Source organism: Isoalcanivorax indicus, assembly GCF_003259185.1.
Lineage (GTDB): Bacteria > Pseudomonadota > Gammaproteobacteria > Pseudomonadales > Alcanivoracaceae > Isoalcanivorax > Isoalcanivorax indicus.
Map to the genome: position 1 here is coordinate 92,312 of NZ_QGMP01000003.1, position 20,901 is coordinate 113,212.

General features: G+C 63.6%; 18 protein-coding genes. 12 read left to right on the forward strand and 6 right to left on the reverse strand.

The annotated features are described in order from the left end of the window. The first annotated feature begins 43 nt into the window (after nucleotides 1–43). Together DKW65_RS13900 and DKW65_RS13905 are read left to right on the forward strand one after the other, a co-directional pair. A complete protein-coding gene (locus DKW65_RS13900) occupies nucleotides 44–865 on the forward strand; it encodes a TlpA disulfide reductase family protein (RefSeq protein ID WP_111658027.1) in 822 nt (273 codons plus the stop codon). A gap of 87 nt (nucleotides 866–952) precedes the next feature. Further along, nucleotides 953–1,372 carry an SRPBCC family protein gene (locus DKW65_RS13905; RefSeq protein WP_111658028.1) on the forward strand — a complete coding sequence of 140 codons (420 nt, stop codon included), beginning with the start codon at nucleotides 953–955 and terminating at the stop codon, nucleotides 1,370–1,372. Between the two features lie 220 nt (nucleotides 1,373–1,592). Here DKW65_RS13905 and hslU read toward each other — a convergent pair whose 3' ends face one another. The 5 genes from hslU to DKW65_RS13930 form a co-directional block, all read right to left on the reverse strand. Then, nucleotides 1,593–2,918: an ATP-dependent protease ATPase subunit HslU gene (hslU, locus tag DKW65_RS13910; RefSeq protein WP_111658029.1), complete on the reverse strand. Its 1,326-nt coding sequence runs from the start codon at nucleotides 2,916–2,918 to the stop codon at nucleotides 1,593–1,595. A gap of 5 nt (nucleotides 2,919–2,923) precedes the next feature. After that, a complete protein-coding gene (hslV, locus tag DKW65_RS13915; RefSeq protein ID WP_111658030.1) occupies nucleotides 2,924–3,463 on the reverse strand; it encodes an ATP-dependent protease subunit HslV in 540 nt (179 codons plus the stop codon). A 118-nt stretch (nucleotides 3,464–3,581) separates the two neighbouring features. Continuing rightward, a complete protein-coding gene (locus tag DKW65_RS13920; RefSeq protein WP_111658031.1) occupies nucleotides 3,582–4,202 on the reverse strand; it encodes an SPOR domain-containing protein in 621 nt (206 codons plus the stop codon). Next, nucleotides 4,202–5,947 (reverse strand): arginine--tRNA ligase, encoded by a 1,746-nt coding sequence (gene argS / locus DKW65_RS13925; RefSeq protein ID WP_111658032.1) that lies wholly within the window; start codon nucleotides 5,945–5,947, stop codon nucleotides 4,202–4,204. The genes DKW65_RS13920 and argS overlap by 1 nt, the downstream gene beginning before the upstream one ends. 64 nt (nucleotides 5,948–6,011) lie before the next feature. Further along, the gene (locus tag DKW65_RS13930; protein ID WP_111658033.1) at nucleotides 6,012–8,207 is read right to left on the reverse strand and encodes a primosomal protein N'; all 2,196 of its coding nucleotides are present in this window, start codon (nucleotides 8,205–8,207) and stop codon (nucleotides 6,012–6,014) included. 157 nt (nucleotides 8,208–8,364) lie between these two features. On the opposite strand from DKW65_RS13930, the gene rpmE reads away from it, so the two are divergent. Further along, nucleotides 8,365–8,586 carry a 50S ribosomal protein L31 gene (rpmE, locus tag DKW65_RS13935; RefSeq protein ID WP_111658034.1) on the forward strand — a complete coding sequence of 74 codons (222 nt, stop codon included), beginning with the start codon at nucleotides 8,365–8,367 and terminating at the stop codon, nucleotides 8,584–8,586. A gap of 128 nt (nucleotides 8,587–8,714) precedes the next feature. Next, nucleotides 8,715–9,989: a malic enzyme-like NAD(P)-binding protein gene (locus DKW65_RS13940; protein ID WP_111658035.1), complete on the forward strand. Its 1,275-nt coding sequence runs from the start codon at nucleotides 8,715–8,717 to the stop codon at nucleotides 9,987–9,989. 80 nt (nucleotides 9,990–10,069) lie between these two features. Here DKW65_RS13940 and DKW65_RS13945 read toward each other — a convergent pair whose 3' ends face one another. Then, nucleotides 10,070–12,646 (reverse strand): penicillin-binding protein 1A, encoded by a 2,577-nt coding sequence (locus DKW65_RS13945; protein WP_211315813.1) that lies wholly within the window; start codon nucleotides 12,644–12,646, stop codon nucleotides 10,070–10,072. Between the two features lie 184 nt (nucleotides 12,647–12,830). Between DKW65_RS13945 and DKW65_RS13950 the strand changes: the two genes are divergently transcribed. The 8 genes from DKW65_RS13950 to DKW65_RS13985 all read left to right on the forward strand — a co-directional run bounded on the left by DKW65_RS13950 (nucleotide 12,831) and on the right by DKW65_RS13985 (nucleotide 20,846). Beyond that, a complete protein-coding gene (locus DKW65_RS13950) occupies nucleotides 12,831–13,898 on the forward strand; it encodes a pilus assembly protein PilM (RefSeq protein ID WP_111658036.1) in 1,068 nt (355 codons plus the stop codon). After that, nucleotides 13,895–14,464 carry a PilN domain-containing protein gene (locus DKW65_RS13955; RefSeq protein WP_111658037.1) on the forward strand — a complete coding sequence of 190 codons (570 nt, stop codon included), beginning with the start codon at nucleotides 13,895–13,897 and terminating at the stop codon, nucleotides 14,462–14,464. The genes DKW65_RS13950 and DKW65_RS13955 overlap by 4 nt, the downstream gene beginning before the upstream one ends. After that, nucleotides 14,461–15,135: a type IV pilus inner membrane component PilO gene (locus DKW65_RS13960; protein WP_111658038.1), complete on the forward strand. Its 675-nt coding sequence runs from the start codon at nucleotides 14,461–14,463 to the stop codon at nucleotides 15,133–15,135. The genes DKW65_RS13955 and DKW65_RS13960 overlap by 4 nt, the downstream gene beginning before the upstream one ends. A 12-nt stretch (nucleotides 15,136–15,147) precedes the next feature. Further along, nucleotides 15,148–15,693 carry a pilus assembly protein PilP gene (locus DKW65_RS13965; RefSeq protein ID WP_111658039.1) on the forward strand — a complete coding sequence of 182 codons (546 nt, stop codon included), beginning with the start codon at nucleotides 15,148–15,150 and terminating at the stop codon, nucleotides 15,691–15,693. 19 nt (nucleotides 15,694–15,712) lie between these two features. Beyond that, a complete protein-coding gene (locus tag DKW65_RS13970; protein WP_111658040.1) occupies nucleotides 15,713–17,818 on the forward strand; it encodes a type IV pilus secretin PilQ in 2,106 nt (701 codons plus the stop codon). Between the two features lie 6 nt (nucleotides 17,819–17,824). Continuing rightward, a complete protein-coding gene (aroK, locus tag DKW65_RS13975) occupies nucleotides 17,825–18,355 on the forward strand; it encodes a shikimate kinase AroK (protein ID WP_111658041.1) in 531 nt (176 codons plus the stop codon). 86 nt (nucleotides 18,356–18,441) lie between these two features. Continuing rightward, nucleotides 18,442–19,518, forward strand: coding sequence for a 3-dehydroquinate synthase (aroB, locus tag DKW65_RS13980; RefSeq protein ID WP_111658042.1), 1,077 nt, complete (start codon nucleotides 18,442–18,444; stop codon nucleotides 19,516–19,518). Further along, nucleotides 19,509–20,846 carry an SPOR domain-containing protein gene (locus DKW65_RS13985; RefSeq protein WP_162925881.1) on the forward strand — a complete coding sequence of 446 codons (1,338 nt, stop codon included), beginning with the start codon at nucleotides 19,509–19,511 and terminating at the stop codon, nucleotides 20,844–20,846. The genes aroB and DKW65_RS13985 overlap by 10 nt, the downstream gene beginning before the upstream one ends. Nucleotides 20,847–20,901: the final 55 nt, after the last annotated feature.

A 20,901-nucleotide genomic window follows, 5' to 3' on the forward strand; every position in this document is an offset into this window, starting at 1 on the left:
GGTATAGTGCCCGATCGTACGGCGCAAGCAAAAAGGGGAGGCGATGCAAAGCTGGCAGTTCGGTCCTGTGGTGGTGCCCCTCGCGCTGCTGCCCTGGCTGGCGGGGCTGCTGGTGGCCTGGGCCGTTGCCCTGTGGCGGCGCAAGCGCGCCGGTGAACACGCGGCCACCGATGTCGAAAGCACCCTGTTCATGGCCGTGTTCGCCGGTATCCTCGCCGGGCGGGCCGGTTTCGTGCTGCGTCAGTGGGACGCCTTCGGTGGCAGTCCGCTGGCCATGCTGGATATCCGTGATGGCGGCCTCTGGTGGCCCGCCGCCCTGGCAGCTGGTGTTGCGGTGTTCCTGCTGGTGCCCGGCATGCGCCGTCGCCGTGTGCGCCACGACCGTGCCTGGGTCGCAGCCAGCGCTCTGGCTGTGGCCTTGTCGGTGACGGCCGGGCTGGCCCTGCAGGCGCCAGCCCGACCGATGCTGCCGGAGGTCACCCTGGAGCGGCTGTCGGGGCAACCTGCGCCGCTAACGGTTTCCTCCCCCACCGTGATCAATATCTGGGCGACCTGGTGCCCGCACTGTCACCGCAGCATGCCCGCCTTGATGGCATTCCAGGCCGAGCATCCCGAGGTGCAGCTGGTGATGGTCAACCAGGGCGAATCCGCTGCCCAGGTGCGCGGCTATATGACGCGCCATGGGTTCTCTTTCCAGCAGTTGCTGCGCGATCCCGATGCGCGCCTGTCACAGGCCCTGGGCAGTCGCGGTGTGCCGCTGACGCTGGTTGTCAGCGCGCAGGGCGATATCGTGGCGGCACACACGGGAGGAGTCTCCCTGGCACGCCTGCGCGAACTGCTGCGGGCCCTGCCCGATACCCGTTGAGGCGCAGGCAGATTGGCGCAATGGGGCATTGCCTTCCGTTCCTGGCACGTCACAATCGAGCGCTTGTTTCTGCCAACGGGGTTTGCCATGCAGCGCATCGATATCCAGAAAAGCTTTCCGTTCCCGGTCTCCGACCTGTTTGCGTTTTTTGCTGACCACGAAAACCTGGAAAAGGTGTTCGTGCCGGCGAAGATTCGTCGCATCAAGGACGGCGAGGGTGACATCAACGGCCTCGGCTCGGTGCGTCGTCTGCGCATCCTGATGGCGCCGCCGTTCGAGGAAACCGTGACGGTGTTCGTGCCGAATGAGCGCATCGAGTACCGCATTACCCGTGGCAGCCCGCTGCGCAATCACCATGGCGTCATGCGTTTCAGCGACGACGGTCAGGGGGGCAGCCATCTGCATTACACCATCGAGTTTGAAGGCAAGTTGCCGCTGGTGGCGGCTATTGTGCGGGCGGCACTGGATCGGGGGATTCGCAAGGCGCTGGACGGTTTGCGTTTGTAACGGCGTTCATTCTGTTGAGTTCGGTGGGCCGTCACGTTTGATACTTTCTGCCACTCCATAGGTAGGGTGAGGGCAGGGGGAGAGGTGTCCAGAAGTGTGTGAGGCATGGATGCCGAACGCAAGCCCCCAGGGATGGGTTTACGGCGGCTTCTGGACACCTCTCCCCCTGCCCTCGCCCGGGCTACGAAGCGCCAAGGGGTCGGGAATGCCAGCGAGGGACTCAAAGAATATAGCGGCTGAGGTCCTCGTCGGCGGCCAGTTCGCCCAGATAGCGATCCACGGCCTGCGCATCCAGTACCAGCGGTTTGTCATGGTATTGGGTGGCCAGGTCGTCGGCGTCGAAGCTGATTTCTTCCAGCAGTTTCTCCAGCACCGTATGCAGGCGACGGGCGCCGATGTTTTCCACCCGCTCGTTTACTTGCCAGGCCACTTCGGCGATGCGACGGATGCAGTCCTTGGTGAACTCCACTTTCAGGCCTTCGGTGGCCAGCAGGGCACGGTACTGTTCCGTCAGTGATGCATTCGGCTCCGTCAGGATGCACTCGAAATCTTCGACGCTGAGTGCAGACAGTTCCACGCGAATCGGCAGGCGGCCCTGCAATTCCGGAATCAGATCCGAAGGCTTGCTCAGGTGGAAGGCACCCGAAGCAATAAACAGGATATGGTCGGTTTTGACCATGCCGTACTTGGTGCTGACAGTGCTGCCCTCTATCAGGGGCAACAGGTCACGCTGAACGCCTTCGCGGCTGACATCGGTGCCGCTGGTTTCGCCGCGCTTGGCCACCTTGTCGATCTCGTCGATAAAGACGATGCCGTTGTTTTCCACCAGGTCCACGGCACGGGTTTTCAGTTCATCTTCGTTGACCAGTTTGGCGGCTTCTTCGTCGCGCACCAGGCGGCGTGCCTCACGCACCTTCAGCTTGCGGGTCTTGCGCTTGGCGCCGCCCATGCGCGAGAACATCTGCTGCAGCTGGCTGGTCATTTCCTCCATGCCCGGCGGCGCCATGATCTCTACGCCCATCGGTTGCGCTGAAAGATCCATCTCGATTTCGCGGTCATCGAGTTCGCCCTCGCGCAGCTTCTTGCGAAACAGCTGGCGGGTGCTGTTGTCGGTGGGCTGGTCGCCGCGTGCCGGGGGCAGCAGGGCGTCGAGCAGGCGCTCTTCGGCGGCATCCTCGGCGCGGGCCTGCTGCTTGCGCATCTCTTTCTCGCGCAGCAGCTTGACGCCCATCTCTACGAGATCACGAATGATGGATTCCACATCCCGGCCGACGTAACCGACCTCGGTAAACTTGGTGGCTTCCACCTTGATAAAGGGAGCATCGGCCAGGCGTGCCAGGCGGCGGGCAATTTCGGTCTTGCCGACACCGGTCGGGCCGATCATCAAAATATTTTTCGGTGCGACTTCATTGCGCAGCTCCAGGGGCAGCTGCATGCGCCGCCAGCGATTGCGCAGGGCCAGCGCCACAGCTTTCTTGGCGGCTTCCTGCCCGACAATATGCCGGTTCAACTCGGTAACGATTTCGCGGGGTGTCATTGCGGACATAAGGTTCACCAGGACAATTCTTCGAAGGTGTGATTGTGGTTGGTGTAGATGCAGATATCGCCAGCGATGGCGAGGCTCTTGGCCACAATCTCCCGGGCGGGCAGTTCGGTGTTTTCCAGCAGGGCGCGGGCGGCGGACTGGGCGAAGGGGCCGCCGGAACCGATGGCAATCAGATCCTGCTCCGGTTCGATCACGTCGCCGTTGCCGGTAATGATCAGGGAATTTTCCTTGTCGGCCACGGCCAGCAGGGCTTCCAGGCGGCGCAGGGCGCGATCGGTGCGCCAGTCCTTGGCCAGTTCCACGGCGGCGCGCACCAGCTGCCCCTGGTGTTTGTCCAGTTGCGCTTCGAAGCGCTCGAACAGGGTGAAGGCATCGGCGGTGCCGCCGGCGAAGCCGGCAATGACCTTGCCGTGATGCAGGCGGCGTACCTTGCGGGCATTGCCTTTCATGACGGTGTTGCCGAGGCTGACCTGGCCGTCACCACCGATCACGACCTGATTGCCGCGGCGGACGGACACGATGGTGGTGCCACGATACTGTTCCATGCAGGAAAGCTCCTTGGATTTCGGGCGGTATCCGGGAATATGGGGGAGCGGGCGGGAAACTCAAGGCCCGGCGTGGCCGGGCCTTGTTGATAGTGTGGGGCGCGTGGCGGGTGCGGGATCAGGCGTCCGGGTCGCGCACGCGGATGGCCAGGGTTTCGATGCCGACGCCCACCAGCTGGTCCTGGACGCGGTGCATGGCGTTGGCGTTGGTGAAGGGGCCGATCATGACGCGGTGCCAGGTATCGCCGGATTCCAGGCTGACAGGCTGCACCCGGGCATCGAGGCCCTGGATGATCAGCTCTGCGCGGCGCCGGTCAGCATCTTCCGAACGGCGAAAGCTGCCCGCCTGGAGCAGGAAGTGCTCGGCCTGACGGTGTGCGATCTGGCTGTCATCGGTGCCGTTATCGGCGGGCGGCGTGGTGTCACGCGAGGGCCGGGCCGGTTGCGGGGTGTCGTCGTCGCCTTTCGGCATGATCACTTCCATCTGCGGCAGTACCGCATAGAAGTCGAAACGCGGGCCGCGGCTGTCGCTGCCTTTCGGCGGCTCGGCTTCGGCCTTGGGGGCTTCGGCAACACGCGGTGTGCGTTCGGCGTCCAGTTGTACCTGGCCCAGATGGAACAGGAAGGCAATGAACAGGCCGGCGACAACGCCGGTGAACAGCCAGACCCAGCCCGGAACCAGGCGGTTGCTGGCGGCAGCTTTGCTGGCGCCGCGGCGGGGAGCAGGTTTGCGAGCCATTACATGCGCTCCAGTGTGCGGATGCCCAGTAGCGCCAGGCCCTGTTTCAGGGTGCGGGCGGTCAGCCAGGCCAGTTGCAGGCGGCTGTCACGCAACGCCTCCGACTCGGCGCTGAGGATCGGGCAATGTTCATAGAAGCCGGAAAACTGCCCGGCCAGTTCATACAGGTAGCTGCACAGCAGATGGGGCAGACCTTTGTCGGCCACCTGCTGGAGGACTTCGGCAAACTGGAGAAGCTGGTTTGCAAGTGCTTCCTCGCGTTCCTGCTCGAGCATTATCGGCGCATCCAGTGTATGCGGGTCAATGCCTGCCTTGCGGAACACGCTGGCCACACGGGTGTAGGCGTACAGCAGATAAGGCGCAGTGTTGCCGTCGAAGCTGAGCATCTGGTCGAAATTGAAGATGTAATCGCTGCCGCGATGCTTGCTCAGGTCGGCATACTTGACCGCGCTGATGCCCACGGTGCTGGCGATATCCACCAGTTCATCCTGGTCCAGGTCGGGGTTCTTGTCGCTGACCAGGGCCAGCGCCCGGTCTTCCGCTTCGCTGAGCAGATCCACCAGCTTCACGGTGCCGCCGGTGCGCGTCTTGAAGGGGCGGCCATCGGGGCCGTTCATGGTGCCAAAGCCCATGTGTTCGAGATCGGTGCCCGGCTTGACCAGTGCGGCGCGCCGGGCCACCTCGAACACTTGCTGGAAATGCAGGGCCTGGCGTTGATCCACGAAGTACAGGATGCGGTCTGCCTGCAAGGTCTGGCTGCGATAGCGCAGTGCGGCCAGGTCGCTGGTGGCGTAAAGGTAGCCGCCATCCGCCTTCTGCACGATGACCGGCAGGGGCTGGCCGTCCCGCGTCTTGAACTCGTCCAGAAACACGCAGCGGGCACCGTCGCTTTCCACCAGCAGGCCCGCCTGGTCCAGATGGGCCACGATCTGCGCCAGATCCGGGTTGTAGGCGCTTTCGCCGCGCACGTCTTGCGGGGTCAGGCTGACGCCCAGGCGCGCATAGACCTCGAAACAATGGCTCAGGGAGACCTGATTGAAGTCGTGCCACAGCTTCAGGCAGTGGGCGTCACCGGATTGCAGCTTGACCACCAGTGAGCGGGCGCGGTCGGCAAACTCCCCGCTGTCGTCGAAGCGCTGTTTGGCGGCGCGGTAGAACTGCTCCAGATCGGACAGCTCGGCGGACAACTCGGCCTGGTCCTGCTGTTCTTCCAGATAGGCCAGCAGCATGCCGAACTGGGTGCCCCAGTCGCCGACATGGTTCTGGCGGATCACGCGATGGCCGAGAAACTCCAGCGTGCGCGCCACGGCATCACCGATGATGGTCGAGCGCAGGTGGCCGACGTGCATTTCCTTGGCCAGGTTGGGCGACGAGTAATCCACCACCACCGTGCCGGGCGGATTGGCCTGAGGCACCCCCAGGTGGTCGTCGGCCAGCGCGGCTTTCAGGGCGCTGCCGAGGACGTCGCCGGCCTGGAAGAAATTGATGAAGCCGGGACCCGCGATCTCGACCTTGCTGATGGCCGGGCTGGCAGGCAGGGCGGCCACCAGCGCTTCGGCCACCTCGCGCGGCTTGCGCCCGGCGGGCTTGGCCAGCATCAGGGCAATATTGGTGGCGAAGTCACCGTGCTGTTTGTCGCGGGTGCGCTCCACCTGAACCGGAGGACGGGGCTCCGCAGGCAAGGTGCCCGCCTGGCGCAGGGCATCAAGAGCCTGCTCTACCAGAGTAATGATCTGTTCTTTCATGCTGGGCCTGAGCGTGCTGGCTGGGAATGTCGCGCGGATTGTACGCCAGATGAGGCGGTTTTGCTTACAGCAGATCGGCGGGGTCGACGTCCAGATGCCAGCGGCACTTGCGTTGCAGCGGGTGGTTTGCCAGAGCGTCGAGCAGCGCCGGTAGCTGGCGGTGCAGGGTGCCGCGCATCGGGGCCATCAGCAGCAACTGTGCCCGATAACGTCCCTGGCGTCGCTCCATGGGCGCGGGTGCGGGCCCGAGCAGGTGCAGGCCGCTGTCCAGGGGCAGGGTGTCGCGGGCTTCGCTGAGCAGTGTCATGGCGGTGCCCGCGTCCATGGCTTCGGCGCGCAGCAGGGCCAGGTGGCCGTAGGGTGGCAGGCCCAGGGCCTGGCGTTCGCTGAGCAACTGCCGGGCATAGCGGTGGTAGTCGCCCTGGCTGAGCAGTTGCAGCAAGGGGTTGTCCGGTTGCCGGGTCTGAACCAGCAGACGTCCGGCGCGTTCGCTGCGGCCGGTGCGGCCAGCCACCTGAAGAATCAGTTGGGCGGCGTATTCGGGGCCGCGGAAGTCAGCGCTCAGGAAACCGGCGTCGGCATCCAGCATTACCGCCAGATCCAGGTGCGCGAAGTGATGTCCCTTGGCCAGCATCTGGGTGCCCACCAGCAGCGCGGCACCGCCCTTGCGGATATCGGCCAGCCCGGCATCCAGGCTGCCCTTGCGGCGTGTGCTGTCGCGATCGATGCGGATCAGGCGTGTGTCGGGGAATTCCTTTGCCAGCAGGGCTTCCAGTTTCTCCGTGCCAGCCCCCATGTCGCGCAGGTGCGCCGAACCACATTGCGGGCAATGCCGGGGTACGCGTCGGCGATGATCGCAGTGATGGCAGCGCAGCTCGCCCGCCGCGCGGTGCCAGGTCATGTTGGCGTCGCAGCGGTCGCACTCAGACTGCCAGCCGCAGTCCTGGCACAGCAGCATGGGCGCATAGCCGCGCCGGTTGATGAACACCAGGGCCTGACGATCGGCGGCGAGGGTCTGCTTCAGCGCCTCCAGGCTGCGTGGGCTGAGCGGGGTGTCCGCGCGCAGGCTGCGGCAGTCCTCGATATGAATGACAGGCGGGCGGGCGGGCCCGGCGCGATGCGTCAGGCGCAGATGCCGGTAGCGGCCCTGTTCGGCCTGGTACAGGGTTTCCAGGGCCGGGGTGGCGGTGCCGAGCACCACGGGAATGTCCAGCAGTTGGGCGCGCCATACGGCCAGGTCGCGGGCGGAGTAACGAAAGCCGTCCTGCTGTTTGAACGAGGTGTCGTGGGCCTCATCGACAATGATCAGGCCGGGGGCGTGCATCGGGGTGAAGATGGCTGAGCGGGTGCCGAGCACGATGCCGGCCCGGCCTTCGCGGGCGTCGTGCCAGGCCTGCAGCCGCTCGCGGTCGCTCAGGCCGGAGTGCAGCACGGTGACCGGCACGGTGAAACGGCTGCGGAAACGACGGATGGTCTGCGGTGTCAGGCCGATCTCGGGCACCAGCACCAGTACTTGCCGCCCGGCCGCCAGCTGCTGTGCCATGGCTTGCAGGTACACTTCTGTCTTGCCGCTGCCGGTGACGCCATCCAGCAGGAACGGGGCAAAGCCCTGGCTGTTGTTCAGGGCGCGGATGGCGGCATCCTGTTCCGGGCTGGCGGCCAGATGCGGTTCTGCCAGCGGATTGCCGCCGGGCAGGGGCAGCGGGGTAGGCGTGTCGGTGACCAGTTCGGCCCAGCCCTTGCTCTCCAGTGCCTTGAGTGGCGGGCTGGACAGCCCCAGGCTGGTCAGCATCGGTCGGCTGAGGCCGTCCGGATGTTCGCTGAGGATGGTCAGCGCCTGTTGCTGGCGGGGCGCCCGCGCCAGGCTGGCAGGATCGGCAAAGCGGCCCCGGGCGGTCAGGCGCCAGACCAGTTCGCCCGGGCGTTCAGCGCTCTGGTCCTGGCGCAGCAGCACCGGCAGGGCGGTTTGCAGTACCTCGCCAATCGGGTGCTGGTAATAGCTGGCGGCGCGCTGGCACAGGGTGCGCAGATCGGCATCCAGTACCGGGGTGTCGTCCAGCATGCGGCGGACCGGGCGGATTTTGCTGCTGTCATGGCTGGCCGGGCCGACCTCCCAGACCACGCCCACCAGCCGTCGCGGGCCGAAGTCCACCTCGCAGCGGCAGCCCGGCGCGGGCAGCGCGCCCGCCGGGGGCAGGTAGTCGAAAAGTTGCCGCAGGGGGACGGGAACCGCCACCCTGAGCACGGTCTGGGCAGTCAAGGTCAGTGTCTCGCGGGGTTATGGGTGAGGCTCGTCATCGCTTACCTGTTGCACGCCGGAGATAAGCTGGTAGTATTCGCACTCCCTTTTGCCCGGCGCAAGCCAATGTGTGGTGCCCGAGAGGCCTTCGGGTAGCGACACTGTACGGAGTCAGGCCATGAAAGCAGAGATCCATCCCGATTACCAGAACGTGACCATTACCTGCAGCTGCGGGAATGTCATGAAGACCCGTTCCACCCGTTGTGAAGACTTCCTGGTGGACGTGTGCTCGAAATGTCACCCCTTCTACACCGGCACGCAGAAGCAGGCCGAGAGCGGTGGCCAGATCGACAAGTTCAAACAGCGTTTCGGTGTGCTCAGCTCCCGCAAGAAGGGCTGATTCCCGCGTACCTGAACGCAGCTCGAAAAGCACCCGGCGGGTGCTTTTCTTGTTTATGGGGCCTTGAACAGCGTGTATAACCTGCCTGTCGCGCAGGGTGCGCGCTGCAGGATCGAGTGGAGATACCCATGTCGGATGAGTTCAAGCAGGCGGCGCTTGATTATCATGCCAAGCCTCGGCCGGGCAAGATCAGTGTCGAGATTACCAAACCCACGGAGACCAGTGGCGACCTTACCCTGGCCTACAGCCCGGGCGTGGCCGAGCCGGTGCGCGAGATTGCGCGCGAGCCGGAGCTGGCCTATCGCTTCACCTCCAAGGGCAACCTGGTGGCGGTGATCAGCGACGGTACCGCCATTCTGGGGTTGGGGGATCTGGGCGCCCTGGCGTCGAAGCCGGTCATGGAAGGCAAGGGGATCCTGTTCAAGCGCTTCGCCGGCATTGATGTGTTCGATATCGAAGTCGAGGCGGAAAGCTCCCAGGCGTTCATCGACACGGTGCGCCGTATCCATGTCACCTTTGGTGGTATCAACCTGGAAGACATCAAGGCCCCGGAATGCTTCGAAATCGAGCGCATTCTCAAGGAGCAGTGTGATATCCCGGTGTTTCATGATGACCAGCACGGTACGGCCATTGTGGTCTGCGCCGGGCTGATCAACGCGCTGGCGTTGCAGGACAAGAAGATCGAAGAGATTGTCGTGGTCTGCGTTGGCGCCGGCGCTGCCGGTGTCGCCTCCATCCGATTGATGATCGAGCTGGGGGTGCGCAAGGAAAACATCCTGATGCTGGATCGCAAGGGTGTGATTCATTCGCGTCGTGATGATCTGAACCAGTACAAGGCGGCCTTCGCCAATGAGACCGACAAGCGCACCCTGGCTGATGCTGTGGCCGGTGCCGATGTGTTTATCGGTGTGTCGGGCCCGGACATGCTGACGGCAGAAATGGTCGCCTCGATGGCACCGAAGCCGATTGTCTTCGCCCTGGCCAACCCGGATCCCGAGATTCGTCCGGAGCTGGCGCATCAGGTGCGCAAGGATATGATCATTGCCACTGGCCGTTCGGATTACCCGAATCAGGTGAATAATGTGCTGGGCTTCCCCTACATCTTCCGGGGGGCGCTGGACGTGCGAGCCAGTGCCATCAACGAAGAGATGAAGCTGGCGGCGGTGCACGCCATTGCTGGCCTGGTGCGAGAGCCGGTGCCGGATGTCGTGCTCAAGGCCTATGGCGGGGACGCCATCACTTTCGGCCCGGATTACATCATTCCCAAGCCGAACGATCCGCGGTTGCTCGGCGCGGTATCGGCGGCCGTGGCGCGTGCGGCGGTGGACACCGGCGTGGCGCGCAAGGGGTATCCGTCCCATTACCCGCTGGAAACCGTGGACGATATCTTCCCGGAGATCTGAGCCACGGATCTGCCCGTTCCAGGCATAAAAAAACCGCTCTGCTGAGCGGTTTTTTTATGCGGGACTGCAACAGCGGCGAATCAGAACAGTTCTTCCGGCGCGATCTGCTCGCCTTCCTCGCCACTGCCCATGGCCGGGCTGTCGTCCATATCAGGCAGGTCTTCCTCGCGGAAGTACTCGAAAATGGCGTTGGTGGCCCCCGGACGGGCGCGGCGTCCGTTTTCCGGGTTAATGCGGGCCGATACGATCCCGGGCGGTTGTGGCAGGCTGCGCTCCGGCACCTCGACCAGCGCCTCGGCCATGAAGTCGATCCACATGGGGAGTGCTGCCCGTCCACCGTACTCGCCGCTACCCAGCGTCGCCGGGCTGTCGAAGCCGACCCAGGCAATAGCCGCCAGGCCCGGGGCATAGCCGGCGAACCAGGCGTCCAGATGCTCATTGGTGGAACCGGTCTTGCCCGCCAGATCGCTGCGGTTCAGTGCACGGGCACGGGTGGCGGTGCCGCGCTGGACCACATCCTTCATGATGGAATCCATCAGCCAGATGGTGCGTGCGTCGACGGTGCGTGGCCGCCAGGTGACCAGCGGTGGGGCGTCTGGCACCACGGCGTCGTCATCATCGGCGATCGCATTGTCAGCCAGTGCTTCCCTGTCCAGTGGCAAACGCTCATGGGCGACCTCGCAGGCGTCAGCATCACAGCGCTGCACGCGCGGGGCCTGCCAGAGCACGTCGCCGTCGTCATTCTCGATGGTTTCGATGAACCAGGGCGGTACCTGGTAGCCGCCGTTGGCGAACACGGCGTAGGCGCTGGCCATTTCCAGCGGCGTCAGGGTGGCACTGCCCAGAGCAAGCGACAGGTCCCGGGCAAAGCGACGCGTGGGCAGACCAAACTCGTTCAGGGAGGCCATGGTGTTCCCGATGCCGACTTGTTGCAGCAGGCGAATGGAGACCAGGTTCAGGGAGCGATACAGCGCCTCGCGCACGCGCGTCGGGCCGTAGAAGCGATTGCTGGCCCCGGTCGGCCGCCAGGCGGCTTCCAGCTGGTTGTCCTGGAAGACGATGGGGGCATCGTTGATCAGGGTGGCTGCAGTGATGCCGTGTTCGATGCCCGCCGCATAGACGAACGGTTTGAACGCCGAGCCCGCCTGGCGCTCAGCCTGCAGGGCCCGGTTGTAGTTGGACTGGGCAAAGCTGTAGCCGCCCTGCAGCGCGCGAATGGCGCCGGTGTCCGGGTCTACGGCCACCAGCGCGGCCTGGGCTGCAGGCAGCTGGGCCAGGCGCCAGACATTCTGCCCGTCGTCATCCTGCACCGGTCGCAGGCGCACGACATCGCCTGGCCGGAGCACGTCAGCGGGCTTCTGCGGGGCATTGCCCACGGCGTTGGCGTTGATATAAGGACGCGCCCATTGCATCTGGGCCCAGGGCAGCGAGGCCACCTGGCCGACCGGCAGCACCAGGCGCACCTTGTCGTCCAGGACCTCTGCCACCACGGCGGGCTCCAGATCACCGATGCGGCGGTAGCCGCGCAGGGTGCGGGCCCACTCGGCGACGCTGGTGGGGATGCCGGCCAGGTTCACCGCCTGGGGGGGCTCGTCGGCACTGTCACTGCCGATGTCGGCGGCATCGGCGTCGACCTCGCTGATGGCGCTGGGCAGTGTCGGCAGGCCGCTCACCTCGATGCGTGCCTCGGCACCGCGCCAGCCATGGCGCTCATCGTAAGCGTGCAGGCTGTGGCGCAGGCTGCTGACGGCGGCTTTCTGCATGGTGCTGTCCAGCGTGGTGACGATGCGGAAACCGTCCGTGTAGATACGCGGGCCAAAGCGCAGCAAGGCATCCTGGCGGGCCATCTCCGCGATATAGGAGCCTTCCACCTGGGGTCGGGAGCCGTGGTAGCGGGCGGTGATGTTGGCGTTCCGGGCCGTGGCGTGTTCTTCCTCGGTAATGACACCCCGTTCCAGCATCCGGTCGAGAATCCAGTTGCGGCGGATCATGGCGCGCTGCGGGTTGCTGAGCGGGTTGTAGGCCGACGGGGCCTTGGGCAGACCGGCGATCATGGCCATCTGGGCCAGGTCGAGCTCGGCCAGGGGCTTGCCATAATAGACGCGGGCGGCGGCCTCGATACCGTAGGCGCGGTGGCCCAGGTAGATCTTGTTGACGTACAGCTCCAGGATTTCTTCCTTGGCGAGCACGTTCTCGATCTGCAGGGCGAGTACTATCTCATTGAATTTTCTAAGAAAAGTCTGATCGAGAGAGAGGAAGAAGTTGCGTGCCACCTGCATGGTGATGGTGGAGCCGCCCGAGCGGATTTCGCGATAGCGCACCAGTTCTGTGGCGGCGCGTGTCAGACCTTTCAAATCCACACCGTTATGGCGGAAGAATCGCTCATCCTCAGCAGAAGTGATGGCATCTACGAAGGTCTTCGGAATATCCTCGTACGCGATCGGGGTACGTCGCTGTTCGCCGTATTCGCCGATCAGGTCGCCATCGCGGCTGTAGACCCGCAGCGGTATCTGGAAGGTGACCTCCCGCAGCTGGGCGGCGGGGGGCAATTGCGGCCCCAGATACAGGAAGCTTGCGGTCATGACCAGGGTGACGCCGCTGGCGCCCAGCAGGATCAGGGCCAGGAGAAGTCGGAACCAGGTTTTTTTCAACAGCATAGGGAGCTCTGGCAGGTAATCGGCTAGTGGTCCGTGAAGCGCGTCATTATACGTCGGAATGGCTGTTGTGATCTAACAGCCTTTCTGTTATTACTTGATTCTAAAGTGGTTAGACATGAATCCGCTGTAAGTGTATCTTTCTTCTGGGAAAACACTTTAATAATAACCAGTCGGGACAACGAAAGTGCTGCCTTTCCTAAGTAAAAAGGCCCAGAGGGTCCTGGGGATCGACATCAGCACCACAGCCGTGAAGCTGCTGGAGCTGTCGAAAAGCGGGGATCGTTTCCGGGTAGACAGCTATGGCGTGGAGCCCCTGCCGGCCAACGCCGTGGTGGAGAAGAACGTCAGTGACGTGGAGAGTGTCGGTGACACCATCTCTCGTCTGGTGTCTCGTGCCCGGCCGGGCACCAAGTCGGCGGCCGTCGCGGTGGCGGGCTCGGCGGTGATCACCAAGGTCATCGAGATGGACGCCTCCCTGAACGAAGACGAGATGGAGAATCAGCTCAAGGTTGAGGCTGACCAGTACATCCCGTTCCCGCTGGACGAGGTCCGGATGGACTTCTGCGTGCTGGGTCAGGTGGAGGACAATCCCGACCGGGTGGAAGTCCTGCTGGTGGCATCACGTACCGAAAACGTACAGATGCGCGTCGATTGTCTGGAAATTGGCGGCCTGAAGGCGGGCGGCGTGGATGTCGAGGCCTATGCCATGGAGCGGGCCTTCCAGCTGGTTCACCCTCAGTTGCCGAACGCGGACGATCTGGAGACCGTGGCGGTCTTCGATATCGGCGCCACCATGACGACCCTCAACGTGTTGCACCGGGGACGTAACGTCTATACCCGTGAGCAGTTGTTCGGCGGCAAGCAGCTGACCGAGGAAATCCAGCGCCGTTACGGTATCTCGATGGAAGAGGCAGGCCTGGCCAAGAAGACCGGCGAACTGCCTGACGATTACGAGGCCGAGGTGCTGCAGCCGTTCAAGGAAGCGGTGGTCCAGCAGATCAACCGCTCGCTGCAGTTCTTCTATGGCTCCACCCAGTTCAATGAGGTGGACTATATCCTGCTGGCGGGTGGGTCGGCGTCTATTGCCGGATTGCCGGATCTGGTGCAGGACAAGATCGGTGCGGGTTGTTCGGTTGCGAACCCCTTTGTGGATATGGCTCTCGCGAGCAAGGTCAGTGCCAACGGTATCGCCAATGATGCCCCGGCGCTGATGATTGCGTGTGGCCTCGCGCTGAGGAGTTTCGAAGAATGAGAACAACCTACGTCAACCTCCTCCCCTGGCGCGAGGTGCGCCGCAAGCAGCGTCAGCAGGAGTTCGTGCTGTTGCTGGTCGTGGCGGCCGTGCTGGCGGGCTTTGTCTGGTGGACCTGGCAGGGCGCCGTGCAGTCCAGCATCACCAACCAGAATGCCCGCAATCGCCATATCGAGAAAGAAATCACGGAGCTGGATCAGCGCATCAGCGAGATCCAGGAACTGGAGCAGCGTCGTGCCGAGTTGATCGAGCGCATGCGCGTGATCCAGGACTTGCAGGGTAATCGTCCCACGATTGTTTATGTCTTCGACGAGTTGGTGCGCAAGTTGCCTGATGGTGTGCATTTCACGGAAGTGCGTCGTGTGGGCAACCTGTTCACCATTACCGGAATCGCGGAGTCCAACAATCGCATTTCGAGGCTGATGCGCAACCTGGGTGATTCACCCTGGTTTACGGATCCCACCCTGCTGACCGTGACCGCTGTGGATGGCTCGTCCCAGGCAAACCGTTTCACCCTGACCGCGCGCCAGGGTACCCCGCGGAGTGAGACGGAGGGCGCCGAATGAAGATGGATGAGTTGAAGAATCTGGATGTCCAGGAGATGTTCGAAAAGCTCCAGAACCTGGACATGGAGAATGTGGGCTCCTGGCCGATGCCGGTCAAGATCGGCGCCGCCGTGATTGTTTTCGTGGTGGTGATGGTTCTGGGGTACATGTTCAGCATTACCGACCTGAACAACCAGCTGGAGCGTGCCGAACGGCAGGAATCGACTCTGATGCAGCAGTTGGAGCAGAAGGCGCATCGGGCTCACCATCTCGACCAGTATCGTGATCAGCTGGCAGAGATGGAGGAAACGTTCGGCTCGTTGCTTCAGCAGTTGCCGCGCGAAACCGAGGTGCCCGGACTGCTGGAAGATATCACCCATACCGGACTGGGCAGTGGTCTGGAGTTTGATCGTATCGAACTGGCATCGGAGACCGAGCGTGAGTTCTATGCCGAGTTGCCCATCCAGATATCTGTACGGGGCGACTACCATGGTTTTGGCGCTTTCGTCAGTGGGGTGGCAGGTCTGCCGCGCATTGTGACGTTGCATGACTTCACCATTGTGCCCGCGCAACGTGGTGATGGAGAGCGTCTGCTGACGATGAACATCACTGCCAGAACGTACCGCTATGCATCCCGTCCGCCGCCGCCTCCGCAGCCGCAGCGGCCAGCTAATCAACGTCGGCGACGCTAAGGGGGACGGACGATGAAGACAAGATCTCTGCTCCACAGCCTGGCGCCGCTGATTCTGGTTGTTGCAACGGCCACCGGATTGGCTGGCTGCAGCAGTGGGGCCAATATCGCCGAACTGGATGCGCGAATTGCGGAAATCAAGGCGCGACCGAGGGGGCGTATCGAGCCGCCACCGGAATTCAAGCCGATTGCGACCTTTTCGTATGCGGCGCACCAGCTGCGCTCGCCGTTCTCGCCGCCGGTGGATGAATCCCAGATGACCGCACCTCAGGGGCGGCAGGTAGAGCCTGATATGACGCGGCCTCGTGAGTATCTGGAACGCTATAGCCTGGATGCCTTGCGTATGGTGGGTACCATCACGCGCCCTGGCCAGGAATTGGAAGCACTTATGGAAGACCCGAGTGGCGCCGTGAATCGGGTGCGCATCGGCAACCATATGGGCAGGAACTTCGGACGCGTGATCTCGGTGACCGAGACACGAGTGGGACTGATTGAAATCGTACCGGATGGGCACGATGGCTGGGTCGAGCGCCCACGTGCCATTTCGCTCTCGGAATAAAGATGCTGGGGAAGCCGTGATGAAAAGCTTGCGCGAAACAATAATAACTGGACGGATGGTCGCTGCCGTGGCGTTGTCCGCGATGGCTGCCCTGGCCTCGGCTGCAGCGTCTGCCGCCACGCTCCAGGATCTCAGCTATACCAGCCTTCCGGGGAACCGGGTGGAGGTGCGCCTCAGCTTTGATGGTGCGCCACCAGAGAATCACAGTTACAGCATTGAGCGTCCTGCGCGGATTGCGCTGGACCTGATGGAAACCAGCAGTGGTCTCAGCGAACGCAACTTCAACCTCGGCATGGGTAATGCGCGCAGTGTTACGGTTGTCGAGGCACGTGATCGCACCCGGCTGATCATCAATCTGGCACAGCTGACCGGTTATACGACCGTCGTGGATGGTAATGATCTGGTCGTGCGGTTGGGGGTTGGCGATGCAGAGCAGGCCGTGTTTGATGACGCCGCGCGCCCGGAAGCGGTTCGCGACGCGCGTGAAAGCCGCCTGGGGCAGATTGATTTCCGTCGGGGCAGTGATGGCGATGGCCGTATTGTGGTCAACCTCTCCCGTGCGTCTACCCCGGTGGATATCAAGGAAGAAGGGAACCGCATTGTGGCCCGGTTTGTTGGCGCGCGTCTCCCGGAGGAGCTGCGTCGCCGTCTCGATGTGACGGATTTCGCGACCCCGGTGCAGTATGTTGATGCGCGCCAGGAAGGTGAAACGGCGGTCATCACGGTGGAGGCACGGGGCAACTGGGAATATCTCGCCTATCAGGCGGACCGGGAATTCAGTATCAGTGTGAAACCTGTGACGGAGGCCGAGGAATCCCGTCGGCGTCGTGATGCCTTCGAGTACACGGGCGAGCAGCTTTCCCTGAATTTCCAGGATATTGAAGTGCGCTCGGTATTGCAGCTGATCGCTGACTTTACCAGCCTCAACCTGGTGGCTTCTGATACCGTCACCGGGCGCATCACGTTGCGTCTGCAGAATGTGCCGTGGGATCAGGCGCTTGATCTGATCCTGAAAACCAAAGGTCTGGACAAGCGACAGATCGGCAATGTGTTGCTGGTGGCGCCCGCTGATGAAATTGCAGCGCGTGAGCAGCTTGAACTGGAAAGCCAGCGTCAGATCGAGTCTCTGTCGCCGCTGCGCACCGAGTATGTGCGGATCAACTATGCGCGCGCCTCCGATATGGAGAAACTGATCAAGACCGAAGGGTCGCTGCTGTCAGCGCGCGGCTCCATTACTGTGGACGAGCGAACCAATACCCTGATTATTCAGGATACCGATCGCAAGCTGGACGAGATCCGGGAAGTGATCAGCACCCTGGATATTGCGGTTCAGCAGGTGCTGATCGAGGCGCGCGTGGTGATCGCAACGTCCGATCTGACCAATGAGCTGGGTGTGCGTTGGGGCGGTCTGGCCTTTGAAGGGGGTCGTCTGGCGCGGGACGGGCGTGCTTTCGTTGGCACCGGTCGTGCCCAGAATGCCCTGAACTTCGGTGTGGGCGTGTTCAATGCGGACGATATCGAGATTGAAACGCCGCAGGAACTGGTGGTGGATCTGGGGGTAACGGATCCTCAGGCGACGCGTTTCACGCTTGGCTTTGTTGATCTGGCTGCCGGTATTCTGGAGTTGGAGCTTTCAGCGCTGGCTGCCGAGGGTTATGGCGAACTGGTGGCTACGCCCAAGGTGCTGACCGCAGATCAGCAGCCGGCCCTGATCGCGTCGGGTAACCAGATCGGTTATCAGGAAGCGACGTCCAGTGGCGCGACGGCCGTGTCCTTTGTTGATGCCGAACTCCGACTGGAGGTGACCCCGCGTATCACCCCGGATGGCCGCATCATCATGGAGCTGAAGATCAACAATGACTCAGTGGGTGAAGTTATTGCGGGGATTCCCAGCATCAACACCAACCGTGTGGAGACCACCGTGCTGGTGAATGATGGGGAAACCGTGGTGCTTGGCGGTATCTTCCAGCAACAGCGCATGGAAGGGGTGGTCAAGACGCCGTTCCTCGGTGATCTGCCCTGGATCGGCCGTCTGTTCCGTCGCGAGTTCCGCTCGGACGACAAACAGGAACTGCTGATCTTCATTACGCCGCGCCTGCTGCGCGATACCTTCGCAGGTGGTTGAGGCGGCATGGACCCGGCACTGCCCTCCGTTTTTCTGATTGGCCCCATGGGTGCAGGCAAAAGCACCCTGGGGCGCTACCTCGGGCAGCAGCTGGGTCGGCCTTTCCATGATTCCGACAAGGTGATCGTTGATCGCACCGGTGCCGATATTCCCTGGATTTTCGATATGGAGGGGGAGGAGGGTTTCCGGAACCGTGAACAAGACATCATCGATGAACTGACCCAGCTTTCCGATATCGTGCTCGCCACGGGTGGCGGCGCCATACTGCGTGCGCCGAATCGCCAGGCCCTGCATTCCCGCGGCCGCGTTTTCTACCTGTACACCCCGGTGGATGTGCAGCTGGCACGGACGCGGCATGACCGCAACCGCCCCCTGCTGCAGACAGCGGACCCTGAGCGGGTGCTGTCGGAGCTGATGGCTGTGCGTGATCCGCTGTATCGTGAGGCGGCCCACCATATCGTGCCTACGGCCTCGGGCAATCTGCGCCGTATTGCCGAGCAGATCCTGCAACTCCTGGAACAGCCATTGTCCGTCTGACGTGGCTGTCTGCCTGAAGCGGTTGTCCGCCGGGGGCGGGGCCGTGGATAATGGCGTCTGATCGCTGACACATCACCGGAGACCCTATGCAGACCCTGGATGTAGCGCTTGGTGCGCGCAGTTACCCCATCTATATCGGTGAGGGTCTGCTCGACACGGCTCTGTTACGCAAGCATGTGCGCGCGAGCCAGGTGCTGGTGGTGACGAACGAGACCGTCGCGCCGCTCTATCTCCAGCGGGTGCTCGACGGCCTGGACGGCTTGCGTTGCGATACCCTGGTGTTGCCCGACGGTGAGCAGCACAAGAATCTGGCTACCCTGGAAACCATCTTCGATACCCTGATGGCGCAACGCCACAGCCGCACCACCACGCTGGTGGCCCTGGGCGGTGGCGTGGTGGGCGATATGGTGGGCTTTGCGGCGGCCTGTTATCAGCGCGGCGTCGATTTTATCCAGGTGCCCACGACGTTGCTGGCCCAGGTGGATTCCTCTGTGGGTGGCAAGACGGCGGTCAATCACCCGCGCGGCAAGAACATGATCGGTGCCTTTCATCAGCCCAGGGCGGTGGTGATTGATACGCAGGTGCTGGGTACGCTGCCGGAGCGGGAGCTGAGCGCCGGGCTGGCGGAGGTCATCAAGTACGGGCTGATTCGCGACGCTGCCTTCTACCAGTGGTTGCTGGAAAACATGCACGGCCTGACAGCGCGGGATCCAGCGCTGCTGGCGGAGGCCATTCTGGTCAGTTGCCGGAACAAGGCCGAGGTGGTGGCGGAAGACGAAACCGAGCAGGGCAATCGGGCGCTGCTCAATCTGGGGCATACCTTCGGTCATGCGATCGAGACCTGGACCGGCTACAGTGAGTGGCTGCACGGCGAAGCGGTCGGCGCAGGCATGATGATGGCAGCGCGCCTGTCGGCGGAGCTGGGATGGTTGCCCCGGGCAGCGGTCACTGAGCTGGATCAGTTGTTGCGTCTGGCGGGCCTGCCGGTGGCGCCACCGCAGGGTATGGCGCCCGACGACTTCACCGCGCTGATGGCGCTGGACAAGAAGGTGCATGACGGCACCCTGAGGCTGGTGCTGCTCAAGGCCATCGGGCAGGCCGTGGTTACGGCGGATTTTGATCAGGCGACACTGAAGCGCCTGTTGGAGACGATGTGTCACTGAGCGCAGACGACGAAATGATCTTTTTCAGCGGCGCCGGTCGCGGCGACGCGCTGGATGTGCTGTGTGATGCGGGGCTGCGTGGCGGCCTGGCCGCAGTGTATGGCCCCCCGGGTGCCGGTGTTTCCACCCTGCTGGGGGAGGCGGCCATGCGTCTTGTGGATGCCGCAGCGGTGGTCCGGATCGATGGTAGTCAGACGCCATCACGCAACGCCCTGTTATCGGCGCTGCTTCTGCATTTCGGTGTCAGCAAGGAGGAGTTCGCGGCGGCGCTGGAGCGTGCACTGGCCAGTGAGCCGCTGGTATTGATTATCGACGAGGCAGATCAGCTCGGCGAGGAAGCCCTGACGACACTCGCCGCGCTGCGCCAGCGGCTTGGCGCCGGATTTGCCGTACTGCTGGGCGGCACCCCGGAACTGCCGTCGATGCTCGCTGAGGCGGGGTTGTCCGTGTCCGACGATGTGGCGCTGGCGCCGCTGGACCGGGACGAGGCTGCGCTGTTTCTGGACGACGTCACGGCGGTCGCGCTCGATGATGATGAACTGGACGCCCTGTGTGCCGATGACGGTGTATGGCCGGGCGCCCTCATGGAGGCCTTGCCCCCGCCAACGCTGAAACCGGGCCTGCTGACCGGATTCGCCCTGCCCTGGCGGCACGTGGCGGCGGTCGGTGGCCTGATTCTGGTGGTCGTGATCCTCTGGCCCCGGGATCGTGCGGCTGAGCAGGATGTGCCCCTGACATTGCCGGCACGGCCTGTGCCGGAAACCGTTACGGCGGCGCCGGACGAGCCGCCCGTGCGCGCCCCTGCCCGGCAGCAGGCGCCGGAACCCGAGCGCGAGCCGGAGCCGGCTCCGCGTCCCCGGCCGCAGCCTGAACCCGAGCCCGAGCCCGAGCCTGAACCTCCGCCACGCCAGCCTGAGCCGCAGCCAGAACCCGAGCCAGCGCCGCCGCCCGAGCCGTCGCCCGCCACGCCGCCGGTGGTGCGGGCGGACACGGCCCCGGCCATGTCCGGTATGGACGCCGAACTGGGGTATCGCCGTGAGGAGTGGTTGCTGACGGCGCCGCGCGACCAGTGGATGTTGCAGGTGACGCTGGCCACGACCGAGGATTCCGCCCGGGCCCTGGCAGACAGGCTCGGAACCGAGCGCAGTGCCTACTATCGCGCGCGCCGCAATGAGCGTAATGTCTTCATCGTCCTGGCTGGCCCCTATGCCAGTCGTGAACAGGCTGCGGCGGGCCGTGCTGATCTGCCGTCTGATCTGGCCTCGGCAGGGCCCTTTCCGCGCCAGATAGGGGCGATTCGCGACGAACTGGGTGACCGGGCGGACTGAGGTCCGTCCCGGGCAAGCCCACCCTTCACGCCAAGCGCTATTTGTCGGTCATGGG